The sequence below is a fragment of the Haloterrigena salifodinae genome, assembly GCF_003977755.1.
In the GTDB taxonomy this organism is placed as follows: domain Archaea; phylum Halobacteriota; class Halobacteria; order Halobacteriales; family Natrialbaceae; genus Haloterrigena; species Haloterrigena salifodinae.
In genome coordinates this window covers 297,992-314,296 of record NZ_RQWN01000002.1, presented here as the reverse complement: position 1 = coordinate 314,296, position 16,305 = coordinate 297,992, and the positions used below count along the sequence as shown (strand labels likewise).

The 16,305-nt window shown below is 66.6% G+C and carries 15 protein-coding genes; 9 read left to right on the top strand and 6 right to left on the bottom strand.

Going from position 1 to position 16,305, the window contains the following annotated elements; genetic code table 11:
- The first annotated feature begins 3 nt into the window (after positions 1–3).
- The 3 genes from dapF to EH209_RS10350 all read left to right on the top strand — a co-directional run bounded on the left by dapF (position 4) and on the right by EH209_RS10350 (position 3,051).
- The gene (gene dapF / locus EH209_RS10360) at positions 4–834 is read left to right on the top strand and encodes a diaminopimelate epimerase (protein WP_126662837.1); all 831 of its coding nucleotides are present in this window, start codon (positions 4–6) and stop codon (positions 832–834) included.
- The gene (locus EH209_RS10355; protein ID WP_126662836.1) at positions 831–1,997 is read left to right on the top strand and encodes a M20 family metallopeptidase; all 1,167 of its coding nucleotides are present in this window, start codon (positions 831–833) and stop codon (positions 1,995–1,997) included. Before dapF ends, EH209_RS10355 begins: the two co-directional genes overlap by 4 nt.
- A gap of 109 nt (positions 1,998–2,106) precedes the next feature.
- On the top strand, positions 2,107–3,051 hold the full coding sequence (locus tag EH209_RS10350; protein ID WP_126662835.1) for a hypothetical protein: 945 nt from the start codon (positions 2,107–2,109) through the stop codon (positions 3,049–3,051).
- A gap of 176 nt (positions 3,052–3,227) precedes the next feature.
- On the opposite strand, the gene EH209_RS10345 is transcribed toward EH209_RS10350, so the two are convergent.
- Positions 3,228–4,001, bottom strand: coding sequence for a CPBP family intramembrane glutamic endopeptidase (locus tag EH209_RS10345; protein ID WP_126662834.1), 774 nt, complete (start codon positions 3,999–4,001; stop codon positions 3,228–3,230).
- A 70-nt stretch (positions 4,002–4,071) separates the two neighbouring features.
- Positions 4,072–5,460 carry an adenylosuccinate lyase gene (purB, locus tag EH209_RS10340; protein ID WP_126662833.1) on the bottom strand — a complete coding sequence of 463 codons (1,389 nt, stop codon included), beginning with the start codon at positions 5,458–5,460 and terminating at the stop codon, positions 4,072–4,074.
- A gap of 177 nt (positions 5,461–5,637) precedes the next feature.
- On the opposite strand from purB, the gene purH reads away from it, so the two are divergent.
- Together purH and EH209_RS10330 are read left to right on the top strand one after the other, a co-directional pair.
- Positions 5,638–7,275: a bifunctional phosphoribosylaminoimidazolecarboxamide formyltransferase/IMP cyclohydrolase gene (gene purH / locus EH209_RS10335; RefSeq protein ID WP_126662832.1), complete on the top strand. Its 1,638-nt coding sequence runs from the start codon at positions 5,638–5,640 to the stop codon at positions 7,273–7,275.
- A gap of 158 nt (positions 7,276–7,433) precedes the next feature.
- Positions 7,434–8,090, top strand: a complete 657-nt coding sequence (locus EH209_RS10330; protein ID WP_126662831.1) for a hypothetical protein — start codon at positions 7,434–7,436, stop codon at positions 8,088–8,090.
- Positions 8,091–8,098: 8 nt separating this feature from the next.
- On the opposite strand, the gene cysK is transcribed toward EH209_RS10330, so the two are convergent.
- A complete protein-coding gene (cysK, locus tag EH209_RS10325) occupies positions 8,099–9,046 on the bottom strand; it encodes a cysteine synthase A (RefSeq protein ID WP_126662830.1) in 948 nt (315 codons plus the stop codon).
- Positions 9,047–9,176: 130 nt separating this feature from the next.
- Here cysK and EH209_RS10320 point away from each other — a divergent pair, with 130 nt between their 5' ends.
- From EH209_RS10320 to EH209_RS10305, 4 genes are all read left to right on the top strand, one after another.
- Positions 9,177–9,932, top strand: a complete 756-nt coding sequence (locus EH209_RS10320) for an SIMPL domain-containing protein (RefSeq protein WP_126662829.1) — start codon at positions 9,177–9,179, stop codon at positions 9,930–9,932.
- 82 nt (positions 9,933–10,014) lie between these two features.
- The gene (locus EH209_RS10315; RefSeq protein WP_126662828.1) at positions 10,015–11,202 is read left to right on the top strand and encodes an ABC transporter substrate-binding protein; all 1,188 of its coding nucleotides are present in this window, start codon (positions 10,015–10,017) and stop codon (positions 11,200–11,202) included.
- A gap of 2 nt (positions 11,203–11,204) precedes the next feature.
- A complete protein-coding gene (locus EH209_RS10310) occupies positions 11,205–12,188 on the top strand; it encodes an NAD(P)/FAD-dependent oxidoreductase (protein ID WP_126662827.1) in 984 nt (327 codons plus the stop codon).
- 182 nt (positions 12,189–12,370) lie between these two features.
- On the top strand, positions 12,371–13,342 hold the full coding sequence (locus EH209_RS10305) for an ABC transporter substrate-binding protein (protein ID WP_126663575.1): 972 nt from the start codon (positions 12,371–12,373) through the stop codon (positions 13,340–13,342).
- Positions 13,343–13,691: 349 nt separating this feature from the next.
- Here EH209_RS10305 and EH209_RS10300 read toward each other — a convergent pair whose 3' ends face one another.
- The 3 genes from EH209_RS10300 to carA form a co-directional block, all read right to left on the bottom strand.
- Positions 13,692–14,468 (bottom strand): DUF6498-containing protein, encoded by a 777-nt coding sequence (locus EH209_RS10300; protein WP_126662826.1) that lies wholly within the window; start codon positions 14,466–14,468, stop codon positions 13,692–13,694.
- Between the two features lie 102 nt (positions 14,469–14,570).
- On the bottom strand, positions 14,571–15,014 hold the full coding sequence (locus EH209_RS10295; protein WP_126662825.1) for a DUF5518 domain-containing protein: 444 nt from the start codon (positions 15,012–15,014) through the stop codon (positions 14,571–14,573).
- 191 nt (positions 15,015–15,205) lie between these two features.
- On the bottom strand, positions 15,206–16,282 hold the full coding sequence (gene carA, locus EH209_RS10290; RefSeq protein ID WP_126662824.1) for a glutamine-hydrolyzing carbamoyl-phosphate synthase small subunit: 1,077 nt from the start codon (positions 16,280–16,282) through the stop codon (positions 15,206–15,208).
- Positions 16,283–16,305 lie beyond the last annotated feature (23 nt).

Genomic DNA, 16,305 nt, shown 5'->3' with positions numbered 1-16,305 from the left:
ACGATGAGCGTCCCATTCCAGAAGTACCACGGCACCGGCAACGACTTTCTAATCATTCAAGCGGACGAATACGTCCCCGATCGAGGCGCGCTCGCCGAACGCGAGTGCGACCGCGACGACGGCGTCGGTGCCGACGGCATCCTCTATCTCGCCCTGGAGGAGCGGTTCCACCCGCCGCGGGTCATCATGACGCTGGTCCAGCCCGACGGCGCGACGGCTCCGATGTGCGGCAACGGCGCGCGCTGTGCCGCCGACTGGGCCATGGCGGAGACCGACTCCGACAGCGTCATGATCGACACGCAGGCGGGGACCCTCCGCGCGGACCGCACGGACGAGGGGATCACCATCGAGATGGGCACGCCCACGTTCGACCCCGACGAGGTACCCGTCCGAGCCGACGAGCAGGTCTTCGAGGAGGAAATCGAGGGCCTCGAGGTGACGATGGTCAACACCGGCGTCCCCCACGCCGTCGCGTTCGTCGACGATGTCGACAACGTCGACCTCGAGACGGTCGCGCCGCCGGTCCGCTATGCCGACGCGTTTCCCGTCGGAACGAACGTCACGCTCGCCAGCTCCGACGGCGAGGGCGGCTTCGACCAGCGAACCTACGAGCGCGGCGTGGAAGGCGAGACCGACTCCTGTGGCACCGGCGCGGTCGCCATCGCCGTCGTCGCGCGCCGACTCGGCCACACCGACGCCGACCCGGTCGACGTCCATCCGCCGGGCGGCAATCTGCGCGTGAGTTTCAACGACCGCGGGAACGCGACGCTCGCCGGCCCCGTCGAACACGAGTTTGACGGCGAAGTGACCGTCCGATCGCCGACGGAACTGTGAGCGGGGACGACGGCTCGACGGCGGTCGAAGACGCTGCGTTCGCCGGTTTCGACCCCGTCGAGTTCCTCGAGACGGCCGTTCAGCACGACTCTCACGAGGACGTCGGTCCGATGCGCGAGTTCCTCTGCGAGACGCTCGAGAGCCGCGGCGTCTCTCCTCGGATCGACGACGGCGGCAACGTGCTGGCGACCCGCGGATCGGCCAACGCCGAGACGCACGTCGTGCTGAACACGCACATCGACACCGTCTCGCCGCACGTCCCGTTCGAGCGCGACGAGAGCGGGGACGAAGCCGGCGGGAGCGACGTGATCCGCGGCCGCGGCTCCTGCGACGCGAAGGGGCCCCTCGCCGCGTTGCTCGCGGCGTTTTTCGCCGTCGACCCGACCGAGGGCCAGGTCACGCTCGCGATCACGCCGGACGAGGAGGTGCTCTCGACGGGCGCCTACGAACTCGTGACGGGCGAGGACTCGCCGACGCGCGACGCCGACGCCGTGATCGTCGGCGAGCCGACCGATCTTGACGTCTGTACGGCCGCGAAGGGCCGGTTTCAGGGAACGATCCACCTGACGGGAGCCAACGCCCACGCCGCGGAACCGGAGACCGGCACCAACGCGGTCGCGGCCCTCGAGTCCGTCCTCGCGGCGATTCGTACTTTCGGCGAGCGCGACGACGCGCCGCCCGAGCACCCCCAACTCGGCGCCGCGACGCTAACGCCGACCGTCGTCGAGGGCGGCGAGGCCACGAACCAGGTGCCGGCCGACTGCGCGCTGACAATCGATCGCCGCAGCGTGCCCCCGGAGACGGCCGACGAGTTCCACGCTGCGCTGACCGACCAGTTGGAGGCGGCCGTTCCCGACGACGTCGGCGTCGAGTTCCGCTTTACCGACCGGCCGACGCCGTTCCTCGAGGCCTGGGACACTGACCCTGACGCCGAGATCGTCGACGTCCTCGCGGACGCGTCCGGGGGCGAGGTGCGCCCGTTCACCGCCGCGACCGAGGCCTCCTACTTCGCGGCCGACGCGCCGACGGTCGTCTTCGGTCCCGGCGTGCTCGCGGACGACGAGGGCGCGGTCGCCCACGCCCCGCAGGAGTACGTCCGCGTCGACGCCGTGCGGACGGCGTCGCGAGCGCTCGAGGAGACACTCCGGACGCTCGTCGCGTAGCCAGCCGGGGAGCGACCGGGACGCGAGAAGCGGCTCCGGCCGAGTGAAACCGAGACCGATCCGATCGGGCGTTTTTTGTCGATACTGCCACACCTATCCGTATACGCACGTGTCTCCCCTCGCCGTCGCCCCCGAAACCGCGTTCGCTCCGCCCGCCCTCGCCGCCGTCGGCCCGAACGGGACGACTTCCCTCGCCGCCTCGAGTGTCGGCGCCGTCGTTCCGCGCCCGTTCTGGCTCCCGCTCGGGACAACGATCGTCGCGCTCCTCGTCGGCGTCGTTCTCCTGGCCGCCGCCTCGTCGGTTACGCGAACGGTCGGCGACGACATCGCCGAGCGGCCGGATCTCTCGTTCGCCGCCGGATTTCTCGGCCTGTTCGGACTGCTCGTCGTCGTGACGCTGCCGCTGATTCTGTCGATGACGGTCGAACACCCGGCGGTCTCTGCGCTGACAGCGGTCGTCGCAGCGCCAGGACTGTTCGTCTGGGGAATCGCCGTGGTCGTCGGTAGCTGTCTCGGGGCCGTCGCGATCGGCGACCGACTCGCTCGACGGCGCAGCGACTCGGCGTCGCTCGTTCCGGCGGTCGTCGGCGGCGCCGTCGTCCTCGGCGCAAGCCAACTCGTTCCCGTGTTCGGCGCGCTGGTGGCGATGGGGCTGGCGACCGTCGCGATCGGGGCCGTCGCGCGACTTCGGTTCGATGTCGACGAGCGCCTGTTCGGCGCTGGCGCGGTCGGCGAGTCGACTGCAGGGTCGGCGACCGGTCGCTCGAGCGGCGGCTGGGAGACCGAATCGGACCGATCGCCGTCCGCCGCGATCTGGAACGGCGGAGACGAATCTGCCGGACGGTCGACAGACCGCGAGGAACGGTCGTGGGCGGACGAGACGGGGGCCGTCCTCGAGCAGGACGGCGACGACGATTCGGGCCGGGACGAGATCGACATCGTCGGAGACGACGAGAACTGGACCGTCGGCGGCTGGCAGTGGGACGCCGACGCGGCCGACGACGGGGACGGCGACGCCGAGCCGTCTCGCGAGGAACCCGCCGACGAACGGTAAGGACGCACGGACGGCGCGCCGCCGTGAGCGGGTCGGCGGCAGCGGGAATCGATATTGGCCGCAGCAGGACTCGAGTCGTCGAGCGCAACGGAATTTGATCTTCGACCCCGGACTCGAGTTACAAGGAATCGAAATCGCTGAGGACGACCCGAACTTCTCGGTCCTGGCGTCCGATCTCAGGCGTACGTCAGGTAGTTCGAGAGGTAGACGACCGCGTTGTAGCAGCCGTGGATCAGCGCCGGAACGAGCAGGCTGCCGGAGAGTTCGTACAGCGTGCCGAGGTAGAGCCCCAGCACCAGCACCGTTCCGAGGCTCACGAGGACGGCCCCGAACTCCTCGCCCATGTAGACGGGGAGGTGGACGGTGGCGAAGACGAGCGCGGACAGGGGAACGGCGAGCAGCGTCGGGAACGCCTCGCCCAGCCGCGACTGGACGACGCCGCGGTAGAGCAGTTCCTCGCCGGGCCCGGTCAGGAGGATCGCGATCGGAATGCCGACCAGAAACAGCACCGGATGGTTGCGGTTCTGCTCGATGCTCGAGTGGGTCTCGCCCTCGCCGCCCGTGCCGAACGGATCGACGTACTCGACGAGGCCGTGGTAGCCGACGACGACGATAAACGCCCCGACCAGACCGAGGACGATCCACGCCAGATCCCAGATCGTGGGGTTCCGAAGTCGAAGGAACGCGCGGGTGAACTCGCGGTCGAATCCGTTGCGGCGAACGATCAGGTACGTCAGCGCGAGGCCGCCGGCCCCGACGACGTTGAACGCGATCGAGGTGGAGATCTGGACGATCGCCTCGGCCTCGTAGCCGAGCGCGAACACCTGTCCCTGGACGCCGAGCGTCGCGGCGTAGCCGGTCAGCCAGCCGCCAACGGCGAGGGCGAGACAGAGGGCGACGGCGCGGACGCGCGCCGGAACCGCCCCGGCGATCGATCGACTCGAGGACACGGTCGACCCTACCCACTACGGATAGAAATAGGTACTGACACGTCGGGTGGGTCCCGGTGGGCGACCCTCGTTACTCGAGGTCGTCGACCAGCCCGTCGGCGACGCCGACGTAGTCCGTCGGCGTCAGGGCCAGCAGCTCCTCGCGGACGTCCTCGTCGACGTCGAGGTCGTCGAACATCTCGCGGAAGTCCTCGATCGTGACGTCCTTGCCCCGCGTGACGGCCTTGACGCGCTCGTAGGCGTCCGCTTGGCCCTCTCGGCGGAGGATCGTTTGAACCGCTTCGCCGATGATCTCGGGGGTCGACTCGAGCTCTTCGCGCATGACCTGTTCGGTGGGGACGACCTTCTCGAGGCCGGCGGCGGCCTTGGTGTAGCCGATCAGGCAGTGGGCGAAGGCGGCGCCGATGTTGCGTTTCACCGTCGAGTCCGAGAGGTCCCGCTGGAGCCGCGAGGTGGTGACGTAGTCGGCGAGGAAGGTGAGGTCCGAGTTGGCCTTCGAGAGGTTGCCCTCGCTGTTCTCGAAGTCGATCGGGTTGACCTTGTGGGGCATCGTCGACGAGCCCGTCTCGCCCTCGACGGCCTCCTGGCCGAGGTAGCGGTCGGAGACGTAGAGCCAGATGTCCAGATCCAGATCCAGCAGGACGTCGTTGGCCCCGCGGAAGGCGTCGAACAGCGTCGCGAGGTCGTCACAGGGATTGACCTGCGTCGTGAGGGGCTCGAACCCGAGGTCGAGACCGTCCTCGACGAACTCCCGCGCGAACGCCGGCCAGTCGACCTCGGGGTAGGCCGCGTGATGGGCCGCGTAGGTTCCGGACGCGCCGCCGAGTTTCCCCCGCAGGTCGTCGGTCGCCCGCCGGATGCGACCCGTCGCGCGGGCCAGCCGGGAGGCGTAGACGGCCATCTCCTTGCCGAACGTGGTCGGCGTCGCGGGCTGGCCGTGGGTGCGGGCCAGCATCGGAGTGTTCCGATACTCCCGCGCCATCTCCGCCAACGCGTCGCGGACCTCGTACAGTTCGGGCAGGAGCACCTCGTCGACGGCGTCCCGGACGAGCAGCCGGTGGGCGAGGTTGTTCACGTCCTCGCTGGTCAGCCCGAAGTGGATCCACGCCGAGGCGTCGCTGTCGGCGGGGAGTTCGTGGCGGACGAAGTACTCGACGGCCTTGACGTCGTGGTTGGTGGCCTCGAACTCGCCGTGGCCCTCGGTCTCGAGTTTCTTGATCAGGCGGGCGTCCTCCTCGGCGAAGTGCTTGTAGAGGCCCCGAAGGTGTTCGCGCTCCTCGAGGTCGAACTCGAGGGGCGTCGCCTCCAGATCCGCGAGCGCGATGAGGTACTCGACTTCGACGCGAACCCGCGCTCGCATGAGCGCGGCCTCGCTGGCGTACGGCGACAGCGGTGCGGTCCGGCTGCTGTACCGACCGTCCAGCGGCGAGACGGCGTACAGGGCGTCGGTGTCGGTCATAGTAGTCCGTCCGCAACGATGGCGAAAAAGGGTATCGAAACCGCGACCCGCTCGGGGCCACGAGCGTGCATAGATCGCCGCCCCGCCCTGGTAATATCGGCATAAGTATACACGTACGTGCATACTCGAGGGAACGAGACCGCAACCACTTTGCCGTTCGCGGGCGCCACTCCGACCATGACGCGAATCGCCGGGATGGCCGGCAACCGAGGGCGCAACCTGTTGAACATCGCCGATCGCAACCCGGGCGGGGCCGAACTGGCCGTCGTCCTCACGAACGACGCGGACGCGCCGGTGCTCGAGGCCGCCGCCGAGCGCGGGATCCCGACCGAGGTCGTCCCGCTCGAGGACGACATGAGTCGGAGCGAGCACGAGGAAGCGGTGCTCGAGGCCCTCTCGGAGTACGACTTCGAGCTGGTCTGTCTGGACGGGTACATGCGCATCCTCTCGGAGACGTTCCTCTCCGAGGCGCCGACGACGCTGAACGTCCACCCCGCCTTGCTGCCCGCGTTCCCCGGGATGGACGCCTGGGGCGACGCGCTCGAGGAGGGCGTCTCGGTGACGGGCTGTACGGTCCACGTCGTCACGGACGCGACCGACGGGGACGGAAACGTCGTCGAAGAAGACGTCGACGCCGGGCCGATCGTCACCCAGGAGCCGATTCCGGTCTACGAGGGCGACGACGAGGAGACGCTGAAGGAGCGGGTCCTCTACGAGGGCGAGTTCCGCGCGTACCCGCGTGCGGTGAAGTGGTTCGCCGAGGGCGCGGTCGACGTGGATACGGAGGCCGGCGAGGTCGCCGTCGAGAGCGACGTGGCGACCGTCGGAGACGAGGACCACGACGGTCTCCCGTTGCGCCGGCTCGTCTCGAACGACCGCGCCGACACCCTCCGCTACGGGGAGAACCCCCATCAGGACGCGGCGGTCTATACCGACTACACGACGGACGAGGCCAGCGTCGTCCACGCCGACCAGCTCAACGAGGGCGCGAAGGCGCTGTCGTACAACAACTACAACGACGCCGACGGCGCGCTCAACCTGATCAAGGAGTTCGACGAGCCCGCCGCCGCGGTCATCAAGCACACGAATCCGGCCGGCTGTGCGACCGCCGACTCGCTGGCCGATGCCTACGAGAAGGCCCTCTCGACGGACCCGATGAGCGCCTTCGGCGGCATCGTCGCCCTGAACCGCGAGTGCGACGCCGAGACCGCCGAACAGATCATCGACTCGTTCAAGGAGGTCGTCGTCGCCCCCGGCTACACCGACGACGCCCTCGAGGTCCTCTTCGAGAAGGACAATCTGCGCGTCCTCGACGTGGGTGAACTCGGCGAGCGCACCGAACGCTTCACCGAGAAACCGCTCGTGGGCGGTCGACTGGTCCAGGAGCGCGATCTGCAGTCCATCTCCGTCGACGACCTCGAGGTCGTCACCGAGCGCGAGCCGACCGACGAGGAACTCGAGTCGATGGTCTTCGCGTGGCAGACCCTCAAGCACGTCAAGTCCAACGGCATCCTCTTTGCGGACGGCACCGAGACGGTCGGCATCGGCATGGGACAGGTCTCACGCGTCGACGCAGTCCGGCTGGCCGCCATGAAGGCCGACGAGCACGCCGAGGGGAAGAACGCCGAGGGCGCCGTCATGGCCTCGGACGCCTTCTTCCCGTTCCCGGACGGGATCGAGGAGGCCGCCGAGGCGGGCATCGAGGCGGTCGTCCAGCCCGGCGGCTCGGTCAACGACGACGACGTGATCGAGGCCGCGGACGAACACGGGATCGCGATGGCGTTTACGGGTCAGCGGAGCTTCAGACACGACTGAACGTGCGAAGGCGTGTCTGAAACTCGAAAGACGAGCGAAGTGACGTCTTTCGTTGGTTCCGGCACGACTGAACGAACGCGACGAAGCTGCCAAACTTCGTGCGCAGATTCTTTTGTCAACTCGGAAAGCACTTATCCTTGCTTTCCGACCGTCGGCGTATGAAACGCCGCCCGCTCCTCGCGAACGCCAGCGCCGCTGCGTGCGGTCTCACCGGCTGTCTCGGCGCGTTCGCCCGCGAGGGTGACATCGAATACGAGACGTGTCCGAACACGATCGTCCGCGTCGGTTCACTCCCCGACCCCGCGGAAGCGGAGGTAACCGACGCCCTCGAGAACGGCAGCTACGAGACCGAGGACGAACTGGTCCTCGCGGAGACGGTCGACGAGTCGTATCTTCGGTGGTGCGACCGCTATTACGCGGCTGTAGTTGAACGCGACAGCGACGACGTGACCCGGCTGCGACTCGAGGAGACCGCGCCGCCGGCCGATTCCGTGCGGATCGAGAACGGGACCGACGAAGCGGTGACGCTCGAGGTCCGGATCGAATACGAGGAGGAGCCGCTGCTCGAGCGAACGGTCACCGTCTCGGCGAACGAGTCCGCCGCGCTCGACGGCCCGGACTACCGGTTCGGGAGCTACCGCGCCGAGATCGGGATCCCGGCGCGTTCGGAGCGAGTCGTCGAGACCTGGACGGTCGACGAGGGAAGCTTTCAGGCGTTCGTCGACGTCGGCCCCGACGACCTACAGGTGGCCCAGGGGTACGCCCAGGTCGCCACCTGCGAGTGGAACGAGGACGGCGATCTCGTCGACTCCTGAGTCTCCGCTCACTCGTCCGCGTACAGATCCGTCGAGAGGTACCGTTCGCCGGTGTCGGGGAGGACGACCACGACCAGTTCGTCGGGGTGCTCGGACGCGTACTCGGCCGCGGCCGACAGCGCCGCGCCCGCGGAGATCCCAACCAGTACACCCTCGGTGCGACCCAGCTTTCGGGATGCGTCCTTCGCCGCGTTCCCCTCGACGGCGCGAGTCTCGTCGATCAGGTCGGTCCGCAGGATGTCCGGCACGAAGCCGGGACCGATCCCCTGAATGTCGTGGCCGTCGCTGCTCAACTCGGAGAGCGTCGGTGACTCTGCCGGTTCGACGGCGACCGACGTGAGGTCGGTCTTCCCCTGTTCCTCCTTGATGTACTCCGAGACCCCGGTGATGGTGCCACCAGTGCCGACGCCCGCGACGACCGCGTCGACCGCGCCGTCCGTGGCCTCCCAGATTTCGGGACCGGTCGTCTCCCGGTGAGCCGCCGGATTCGCCTCGTTCTCGAACTGCCGGGCCATGATCGCGTCCTCGCGCTCGGCGACGAGTTCCTCGGCACGCTCGTTCGCGCCGCCCATCCCGTCCTCGGCGGGCGTCAACTCGAGGTCGGCGCCCAACGCCGCCAGGAGCTGACGGCGCTCGGTCGACATCGAGGACGGCATCGTCAGCACGCAGTCGTAGCCGCGAGCGGCACAGACCGCGGCCAGCCCGATGCCGGTGTTGCCGCTGGTCGATTCGACGACGGTGTCGCCGGGTTCGAGCGCGCCCGCTCGCTCGGCGGCGTCGACGATCCCCCGCGCGATCCGATCCTTGACCGAGTAGGGGTTGTGCGCCTCGAGTTTGCCGAAACAGTTGTCGGCGAACGCGTCCAGTCGCAACAGCGGCGTTTGCCCGATCAGTTCGTCGACGGTCTCGGCGGCGTCGATTTCGGCCTCGGCCGCGGAGTCGACTGCTGGTGCCATTAGTTCAGACACGCGGGACAACCCCACTACCAGTTGTCCCGAATCGGTTCGGGTCGTGCGGGCGCTCGCGGTTCGGCGGGTCGGTCGAGCGCGGCTGGGGCTTTTTTCCGCAACCCGTCGTCCGTCGGCTATGAATCGACGACAGTTACTCACGGGCTCGACCGTCGGGCTCGCGGCGGCGATAGCAGGTTGTGTCGGAGACGTGCGCAGCGATACCGACGGCGAAGCGCCGACCGAATCGGCCAGCGACGAGAGCGAGCGCGCGGACCGCGGCGAGATCACAGTCACTGCCAGCGGCGACGTCGAGGCGGAACCCGACCGGGCGGTCGTGACCGTGGGCGTACAGGCGAGCGGTGAGAGCGCCGACGCCGTGACCGACGAACTGGCGACGGGGGCCGATGAACTTCGCGGAACGTTCGCCGACCTCGGAATCCCGCCGGAGAACGTCGAAGAAGCCCAATATCGGGTCCATCCGGAACGCGAGCGGGACGCCGAGGGGTTCGAGGGAGCACACTCGTTCGAGGTGACGATCACCGACGTCGACCGCGTCGGCGAGGTCATCGACGCGGCGATCGAGGCCGGCGCCGACGACGTCGGACGCGTAAACTTCGCGCTGCAGGCGGAGACGCGAGCGACGCTGCGACGGGACGCGATCGACGCCGCGCTCGCTACCGCCGACGAGGAGGCGGCCCACGTCGCCGACAACCGAAACGTCGACCTTGAGGAAACGACGGCCGTCACGACCGGCGATGTTCGGGTTCGGCCGGTCGAAGGGCATCTCGCGAGCGGTGACGCGGCAGCGGAGGCGGCGCCGCCGACAGAGATCGAGACCGATCCCGTCAGCGTGAGCGCCAGCGTGACGGTCACGTACGCGTTTGTCGAGTAACACGGACGACCGAGCGCCGCCGCAACGGTTCGGCCGGCCAAAAACCGAACGACTTTTGAATTATTAGGCCAGCCTAAAGCGTATGAAATCGATACGGCGACTCGAGCGAAGTCGGCGGGAGGTCGTGGCGACGGGGATCGCCGCCGGGAGCGCGGCGCTGGCCGGCTGCATCACCGGCAACGGCTCGGGCTCGGAGGACGGTGACTCCTACACGGTGTCGATGGCGCCGATGGGGGAAGTCGAGTTCGACGCTGTCCCCCGGGACGCCTTCGTCACGTTCGCCCACTACGCGGACATGGCGGTCGCGCTGGGCCACGGCGACGCGGTGAACACGCTGTTCGCGCCCGAGATGTCGGGGTCGACGATGTCGATGTTCTACGACCGGCTCGAGGGCGTTTCCTTCGACGGCGAGTCGCTGCCCCACCCGCTCGAGGACGGGGTGGTCGAGGAGGACCTCTACGAGTACGACAGCGACGTCCACTTCCTGGATCCGTCGTACGTCCTGACCACTGAGGACGACTGGTCCGAATCCAAGATCGATACCGTCGCCGAGCAGGTTGGTCCCTGGTTCGGAAACTTCCACAGCGGGGTCCACAGCGAGCCCGCGGAGGCCTACGCCGACAGCTACGAGTACTACACGCTCTGGGAGCTCTTCGAGCGGATCGCCGAGGTCTTTCAGGAGCGGGAGCGCTACGAGGCGCTGAAGGAGGTCTACGACGAGACGCGGGCCCAGATCGAGTCGAACCTGCCGCCCGAAGACGAGCGGCCGACGGTCGCGCGGGTCACGCTGGGGCCGGAAGGACAGGACGTCTTCTACTCCTACCACATCAACACGGACGGCTTCTGGCAGGCCGAGACGCGGCCGCTCGGAGCCCGCGACGCGCTTGGCGACGTGGAATGGTCGGGCGACTGGGGCGAGGTCGACTACGAAACGATGCTCGAGGCCGATCCCGACGTCATCCTCCACCTGTGGGGGATCACGTCGCGGTACGCCATCGAGGATATCCGCGAACGGCTCGAGGACCACTCCGCGGGAAGCGAGTTGACGGCCGTCCAGAACGACCGCGTCGTCGCCAGCGGGATGCGCTACCAGGGGCCGATCATGAACCTCTTCCAGCTCGAGATGACGGCCAAGCAGCTCTATCCCGACCGGTTCGGCGAGTGGCCGGGGCACGAATCCGGGCAGTCGTACCCCGAGATTCCGGACGACGAACGGCTGTTCGACCGTGACCGCGTCGCGGAAATCGTGACCGACGGCGCTGCGGAGTAACGATGGCAGACAGAGCCGATACCGACGCCGGATTCGACGTGGACGTCGCCGTCGTTGGCGGCGGCCCCGCCGGCTGTTCGGCCGGTGTCTTCACCGCGCGGTACGGCCTCGAGACGGTCGTCTTCGACCGCGGCTCCTCCTCGCTGCGTCGGTGTGCCTGCCTCGAGAACTACCTCGGCTTCCCCTGCGGGATCGACGCCGAGCGGTTCCTCAAGTTGGCGCAAACCCACGCCAGGGAGGCGGGGTGTCGAATCCGCGAGGAACTCGTAGACTCCGTCGTCGCGCTCGCGGGGAACGGCGAAACCGAGGTCACAGCGGACGGCGAGGGGTTCCGACTCGAGCCCCAGGGCGGCGATCCCGTGACGGCGCGGTTCGTGATCGCGGCGACGAAGTACGACGGGTCGTACCTCCGCGGACTGGACGACGACGAGGCGCTGTTCGTCACCGAGGAGGGCGCCGACGGGGGCGTCGAACGGTTCGACCGCGCGTATCCGGACAACGACGGCCGGACGCCGGTCGCGGGGCTCTACGTCGCCGGCCCGCTGGCTGGGAGCGGTGATCAGGCGATCATCGCGGCTGGCCACGGCGCGACAGTAGCCCGGACGCTGCTCCGGGACCTGCGCCGCGAGGAGGGGTACTGGGACCGATTCGCACGGCAGTACGACTGGCGCCGGTACACAAAGAACCGAGACGAGGAGTGGGCCGACCCCGAGCGCTGGGTCGAACTCTTCGATGAGATCGCCCCCGAGGACCGCGACGCAGAGAACGTTCGGCGCCTCGCCGAGTCCTACGCGGCCGAGCGCGACGAGAGCTACCTCGAGGCGGAGACCGCGTCTCGGCGAACCGAGCGCGGCCAGCGACGGCTCGCGGAAGCGCTCGACGACGAGGTGTTGCTCGAGGCCGTCGACAACGAGGCGATCCGCGAGCGGGCGGCGGAACTCGAGGGCGGCAACGCGCAGTCGAACGCCGACCTGATCGACGACTGATCAATCGATACAATTTTTAGGTAGACCTAAAAATATCGGGTGTGATGAGATCGTCTGAAACGACGCGACGGAAGTTCATTGGCGCGGGGGCCGCCACCGGCGGCGCGCTCCTCGCGGGCTGTATCAGCGGCGACGCAATGGACGGCTCAAGCGGCGAGGCGTACACGGTTTCGATGGAGCCGATGGGCGAGGTCGAATTCGAGGGGGTACCCGAGCGATGGACTGCGCTGTTGCCCAGTTACGCGGATATGGCGTTCGCGCTCGGCGGCGGGCAGACGCTCGGTATTCAGAACCACGCGCGGTTCGGGACCGAGGTCTACGACGAACTGCCCGGCATCGAGTTCGACGAGGACGAGGTCACGGAACTGACCGAAGGCGGCGTCGACACGGAGCTGTTTTACGAAATGGACGCCGACGCCCATTTCATCGATCCACACATATTGACACACTGGTATGACTGGGATCGTGACGACGTCGATCAAGTCAGAACCGACGTCGGCCCCTTCTTCGGCAACTTCATTCGTCGACACAGTGACGAGTGGCACGACTACCGCTACTACGACCTCTACGAGGCCCTCGAACTGATGGCCGAGGTGTTCCAGGCGCGAGACCGCTACGATGCGCTCGTCGACCTTCACGAAACGATGCTCGGGACGATCGACGAGCGATTACCGCCGGACGACCAGCGACCGACCGCGATGCTCGTCTATCCGGCCGAGTCGGGAAACGAGTTCTACCCCTTCCGATTCGACGACGGCGGGATCAGTACCAAGCAGTGGCGGGATCTCGGACTGACCGACGCGCTCGCAACGACCGACGTGGGACACTACAGATACGGCGATCGAAGCACGGTCGATCTGGAGACTCTCCTCGAGATCGATCCCGAGGTACTGCTGGTTCGCAACCACGGCGGGGACTCCGAATCGGAGTTCCGAGAAGCAGTCGTCGAGCCGCTACGGGACGATCCGGCCGCCAGCAAGGTCCAAGCGGTCAAGGACGACGCCGTCTATAGCGCCGGCTACCTCGACCAGGGCCCGATCATCAACTTCTACCACACCGAACGCGCCGCGACGGACATCTATCCCGATGCGTTCGACGACGCGACGCTGTTCGACCGCGAGCGGGTCGCGGAGATCGTTACCGGCGAGTTCTGAACCGCGGCCATCAGCGTCGGTACGTCGGCTACTGGCGGTGGTACCTCCGGAATCGAGACGCGGAGCGGGCCGACCTCGAGTCGTGGATAGATCTCCCCGTAGCGGCGGCTCCCAACGACCGCGACGCGAACGAAATCCGACGTCTCGCCGAGTCCTACGTCGCCGAACGCAGACGACACCAATATCAACGATGAGACCGCGACGCGGCGAGACGAACGGGGCCAGCGACGGCCCGCGCAGGTGCTCGACGAGATCCGCGAGCGGGCGGCAGAACTCGAGCGATCGGAATAGCGAATCGTCGCTCCGAGTTCGTCGACTTCGATTCCATCGCTCTTTTCAGTTGCTCGTATTATTCTCCTGGACTCGGCTCGTTCGGGACGAACCAGCGCGAGAAGCTTCCTGACGTATCCAGATGACGCGCCCGGACCAATGACAAGTCAACCGCAAGTTTCGAGACGAAGACAACCGCGAGCACCACAATTTGAAGGACCGGCGGATCGAGTGCGAGTACCACTAGTTGCAGAAGTATCGTCATAGCCACCCAGAACAACACGATCCGACACGGGTTGGCCGCTACCATCGAAGGTGAGAACCGTTCGTACTGGTGACGGCCGAGGTATTCGCGATAGACGAGGAGGAGTTGAACCCCGAACATGAGTCCGACCGCACCGAACGCTTTCAAAGCGAACGCTTCCGTATAGATAGCCGCCAACTCTCCGATCTTCATTCCGTCTTCTAGCCCCGTGTCGGGGTTTCCGAATTCGACGAATAGCGGTGAAGAAAACAGCCAGAAGAAGAGTACGAAGGCGAGATTCTCGGGGAGATAACGAACGTTTCGATAGTGAATCGGTGGTACCCATCCGATCGGCCGTACTGAACCAGTTCGGCGTGGAATCGATATCGCGCCTGCGTGTAGACGTTTTTCTTCGGCTTCTGGTATCGGCTCTCGCTTTGCAAAGAGTGTCAATCCACAGTAGAGAAGTATGCAGAAGCCGATTGCTACCCAATACGCGAATGTGGCCTCGGATACCCGCCACTCGAGAAAAACAACCCCGGCAACTGGAAGCAGATTCACGACGAGAATCAACGGAAACGTCGTCCGAATCGCTGGCTGACTACTACTCATTCTACTATAGCGAACTATTTTACAAATAGTTCAAATATATTCATAATTAACTCATTCAGAGGCATTATTGAGTCACTCCAACTAACTGTTCACGGCGAGTCCTTACCGAGCGACGACCGACGGCCGGTAGCGTCCGACTTTCTTGCTCAGCCAATCCCCGATTCGCGATCCGATTATCGCCGCCAGGCCGGCGAAGACGAACATAGTGACGACGGCCACGATTGCGAGGACCGTCTGAAGTACCCGCGACACCACCGGTCCGCCGAGTTCGACGTGGACGAACCACAGTATATCGACCAGCATCCACAGCGCCGGCAACAGACCGATGAGACCGGCCCGAAAGCCGACTCGAGAGCGGACAGCCGACGGTCCTTCATACAGGTAACCGGCGACGAGTCCGCCGAACACTACCGGTAAGAGGCCGATTTCGCTTCCCGTCTGCCAGTAGGTGACCGTCGTGAACGGGAGCGAGGCGAGGCCGCCGACGATCGCGTACCGCCAGCTGTCGTCGGCTAGCAGGGATCGGCGACTGCGATCACGGGTCATACGTATCGATAGTGTTGCCGACACTATAACTGTTGTAACTAGAACACGAACGACCTGTCCCGTGATCGACCGGCGATGCGGGTCCGACTCGCGTCGCGGTCGCGGCGGTCCAGTCGCTACGGGGAGATCAGATCAAGCGACGAACGGTAAATGATAGCAGCCGAAAGCCGCGGTTCACTCGCGGTCGCCGATCAGTCGTCGGCGGGGACGGCCTGCTCCGATCGCGAGTCGGCCATCGCGAGGACGTCGTCGAAGAAGTCGAGGGTATCCTCCGGACCGGGGTTGGCTTCGGGGTGATACTGGCGGGTGATGACGTCGTACTCGATGCCGTCGATGCCCTCCGGCGTGTCGTCGTTGACGTTGATCTGCGTGACCTCGAGGTGTTCGCCGGGTTCAGCGACCGTGTAGCCGTGGTTCTGGGTGGTCATGACGACCTGTCCGGACGCTAAGTCGAGGACGGGCTGGTTGACGCCGCGGTGACCGAAGTCCATCTTCTCGGTCGTACCGCCCAGCGCCTCGGCGACGATCTGCTGGCCGAGACAGATGCCGGCGACGGGCGTGTCCTCGACGAACTCCTCGACGAGGTGGATCGTCTGCTCGAAGTTGACCGGGTCGCCGGGACCGTTCGAGATGAAGAGGACGTCGGGGTCGACGGCCTCGACGTCGGCGACGCTGGCGTCGTGGGGGAGCACGTGGACCTCGGCGTCGCGGGCCAGCAGCGAGTCGACGATCGAGCCCTTCGCGCCGCAGTCGACCAGCGCGACGGTCTGACCGTCGTTGTCTTCGCCGTAGACCTCGACCTCGTCGACGCTGACCTGTTCGCCGATCTCGGTATGATCGCTCATGGCCTTGCAGGCCTCGAGTTGCTCCTTGGCGTCTTCCTCGGTGACGTCCTCGCCGACGGCGATACCGCACTTCATGGCGCCGCCGTCGCGGATGGTGGTGACGACCTCTCGCGTGTCGAGGTGGTCGACCGCCGGGACGCCTTCGCTCTCGAGCCACTCGGCGACGTCCTCGGTGAACTCCTTGGCGAGTGCGGCGCGCGGGTGGACGCGGTCGTCCTCGAACCGCTCCTCGCGGACGCCGTAGTTACCGATCAGCGGGTACGAGAAGGTCAGAACCTGCTCCTCGTAGGAGGGGTCGGTCAGACTCTCTTCGTATCCCGTATACGCTGTCGTGAAAACGAGTTCCCCGCGAGCCGTGCCCGAAGCGCGACCACGTCCCTCGAGTACGCGGCCGTCTTCCAGTGCGACGTAGGCTTCCGTCATTACGATCTACGTATCGGATGGAC

Coding starts and splice junctions, on each gene's coding strand:
- EH209_RS10300 (WP_126662826.1), bottom strand. CDS start 14,468: ATGAGTAGTAGTCAGCCAGCGATTCGGACGACGTTTCCGTTGATTCTC.
- EH209_RS10310 (WP_126662827.1), top strand. CDS start 11,205: ATGGCAGACAGAGCCGATACCGACGCCGGATTCGACGTGGACGTCGCC.
- EH209_RS10315 (WP_126662828.1), top strand. CDS start 10,015: ATGAAATCGATACGGCGACTCGAGCGAAGTCGGCGGGAGGTCGTGGCG.
- dapF (WP_126662837.1), top strand. CDS start 4: ATGAGCGTCCCATTCCAGAAGTACCACGGCACCGGCAACGACTTTCTA.
- EH209_RS10320 (WP_126662829.1), top strand. CDS start 9,177: ATGAATCGACGACAGTTACTCACGGGCTCGACCGTCGGGCTCGCGGCG.
- purB (WP_126662833.1), bottom strand. CDS start 5,460: ATGACCGACACCGACGCCCTGTACGCCGTCTCGCCGCTGGACGGTCGG.
- EH209_RS10295 (WP_126662825.1), bottom strand. CDS start 15,014: ATGACCCGTGATCGCAGTCGCCGATCCCTGCTAGCCGACGACAGCTGG.
- carA (WP_126662824.1), bottom strand. CDS start 16,282: ATGACGGAAGCCTACGTCGCACTGGAAGACGGCCGCGTACTCGAGGGA.
- cysK (WP_126662830.1), bottom strand. CDS start 9,046: ATGGCACCAGCAGTCGACTCCGCGGCCGAGGCCGAAATCGACGCCGCC.
- EH209_RS10305 (WP_126663575.1), top strand. CDS start 12,371: ATGGGCGAGGTCGAATTCGAGGGGGTACCCGAGCGATGGACTGCGCTG.
- EH209_RS10330 (WP_126662831.1), top strand. CDS start 7,434: ATGAAACGCCGCCCGCTCCTCGCGAACGCCAGCGCCGCTGCGTGCGGT.
- purH (WP_126662832.1), top strand. CDS start 5,638: ATGACGCGAATCGCCGGGATGGCCGGCAACCGAGGGCGCAACCTGTTG.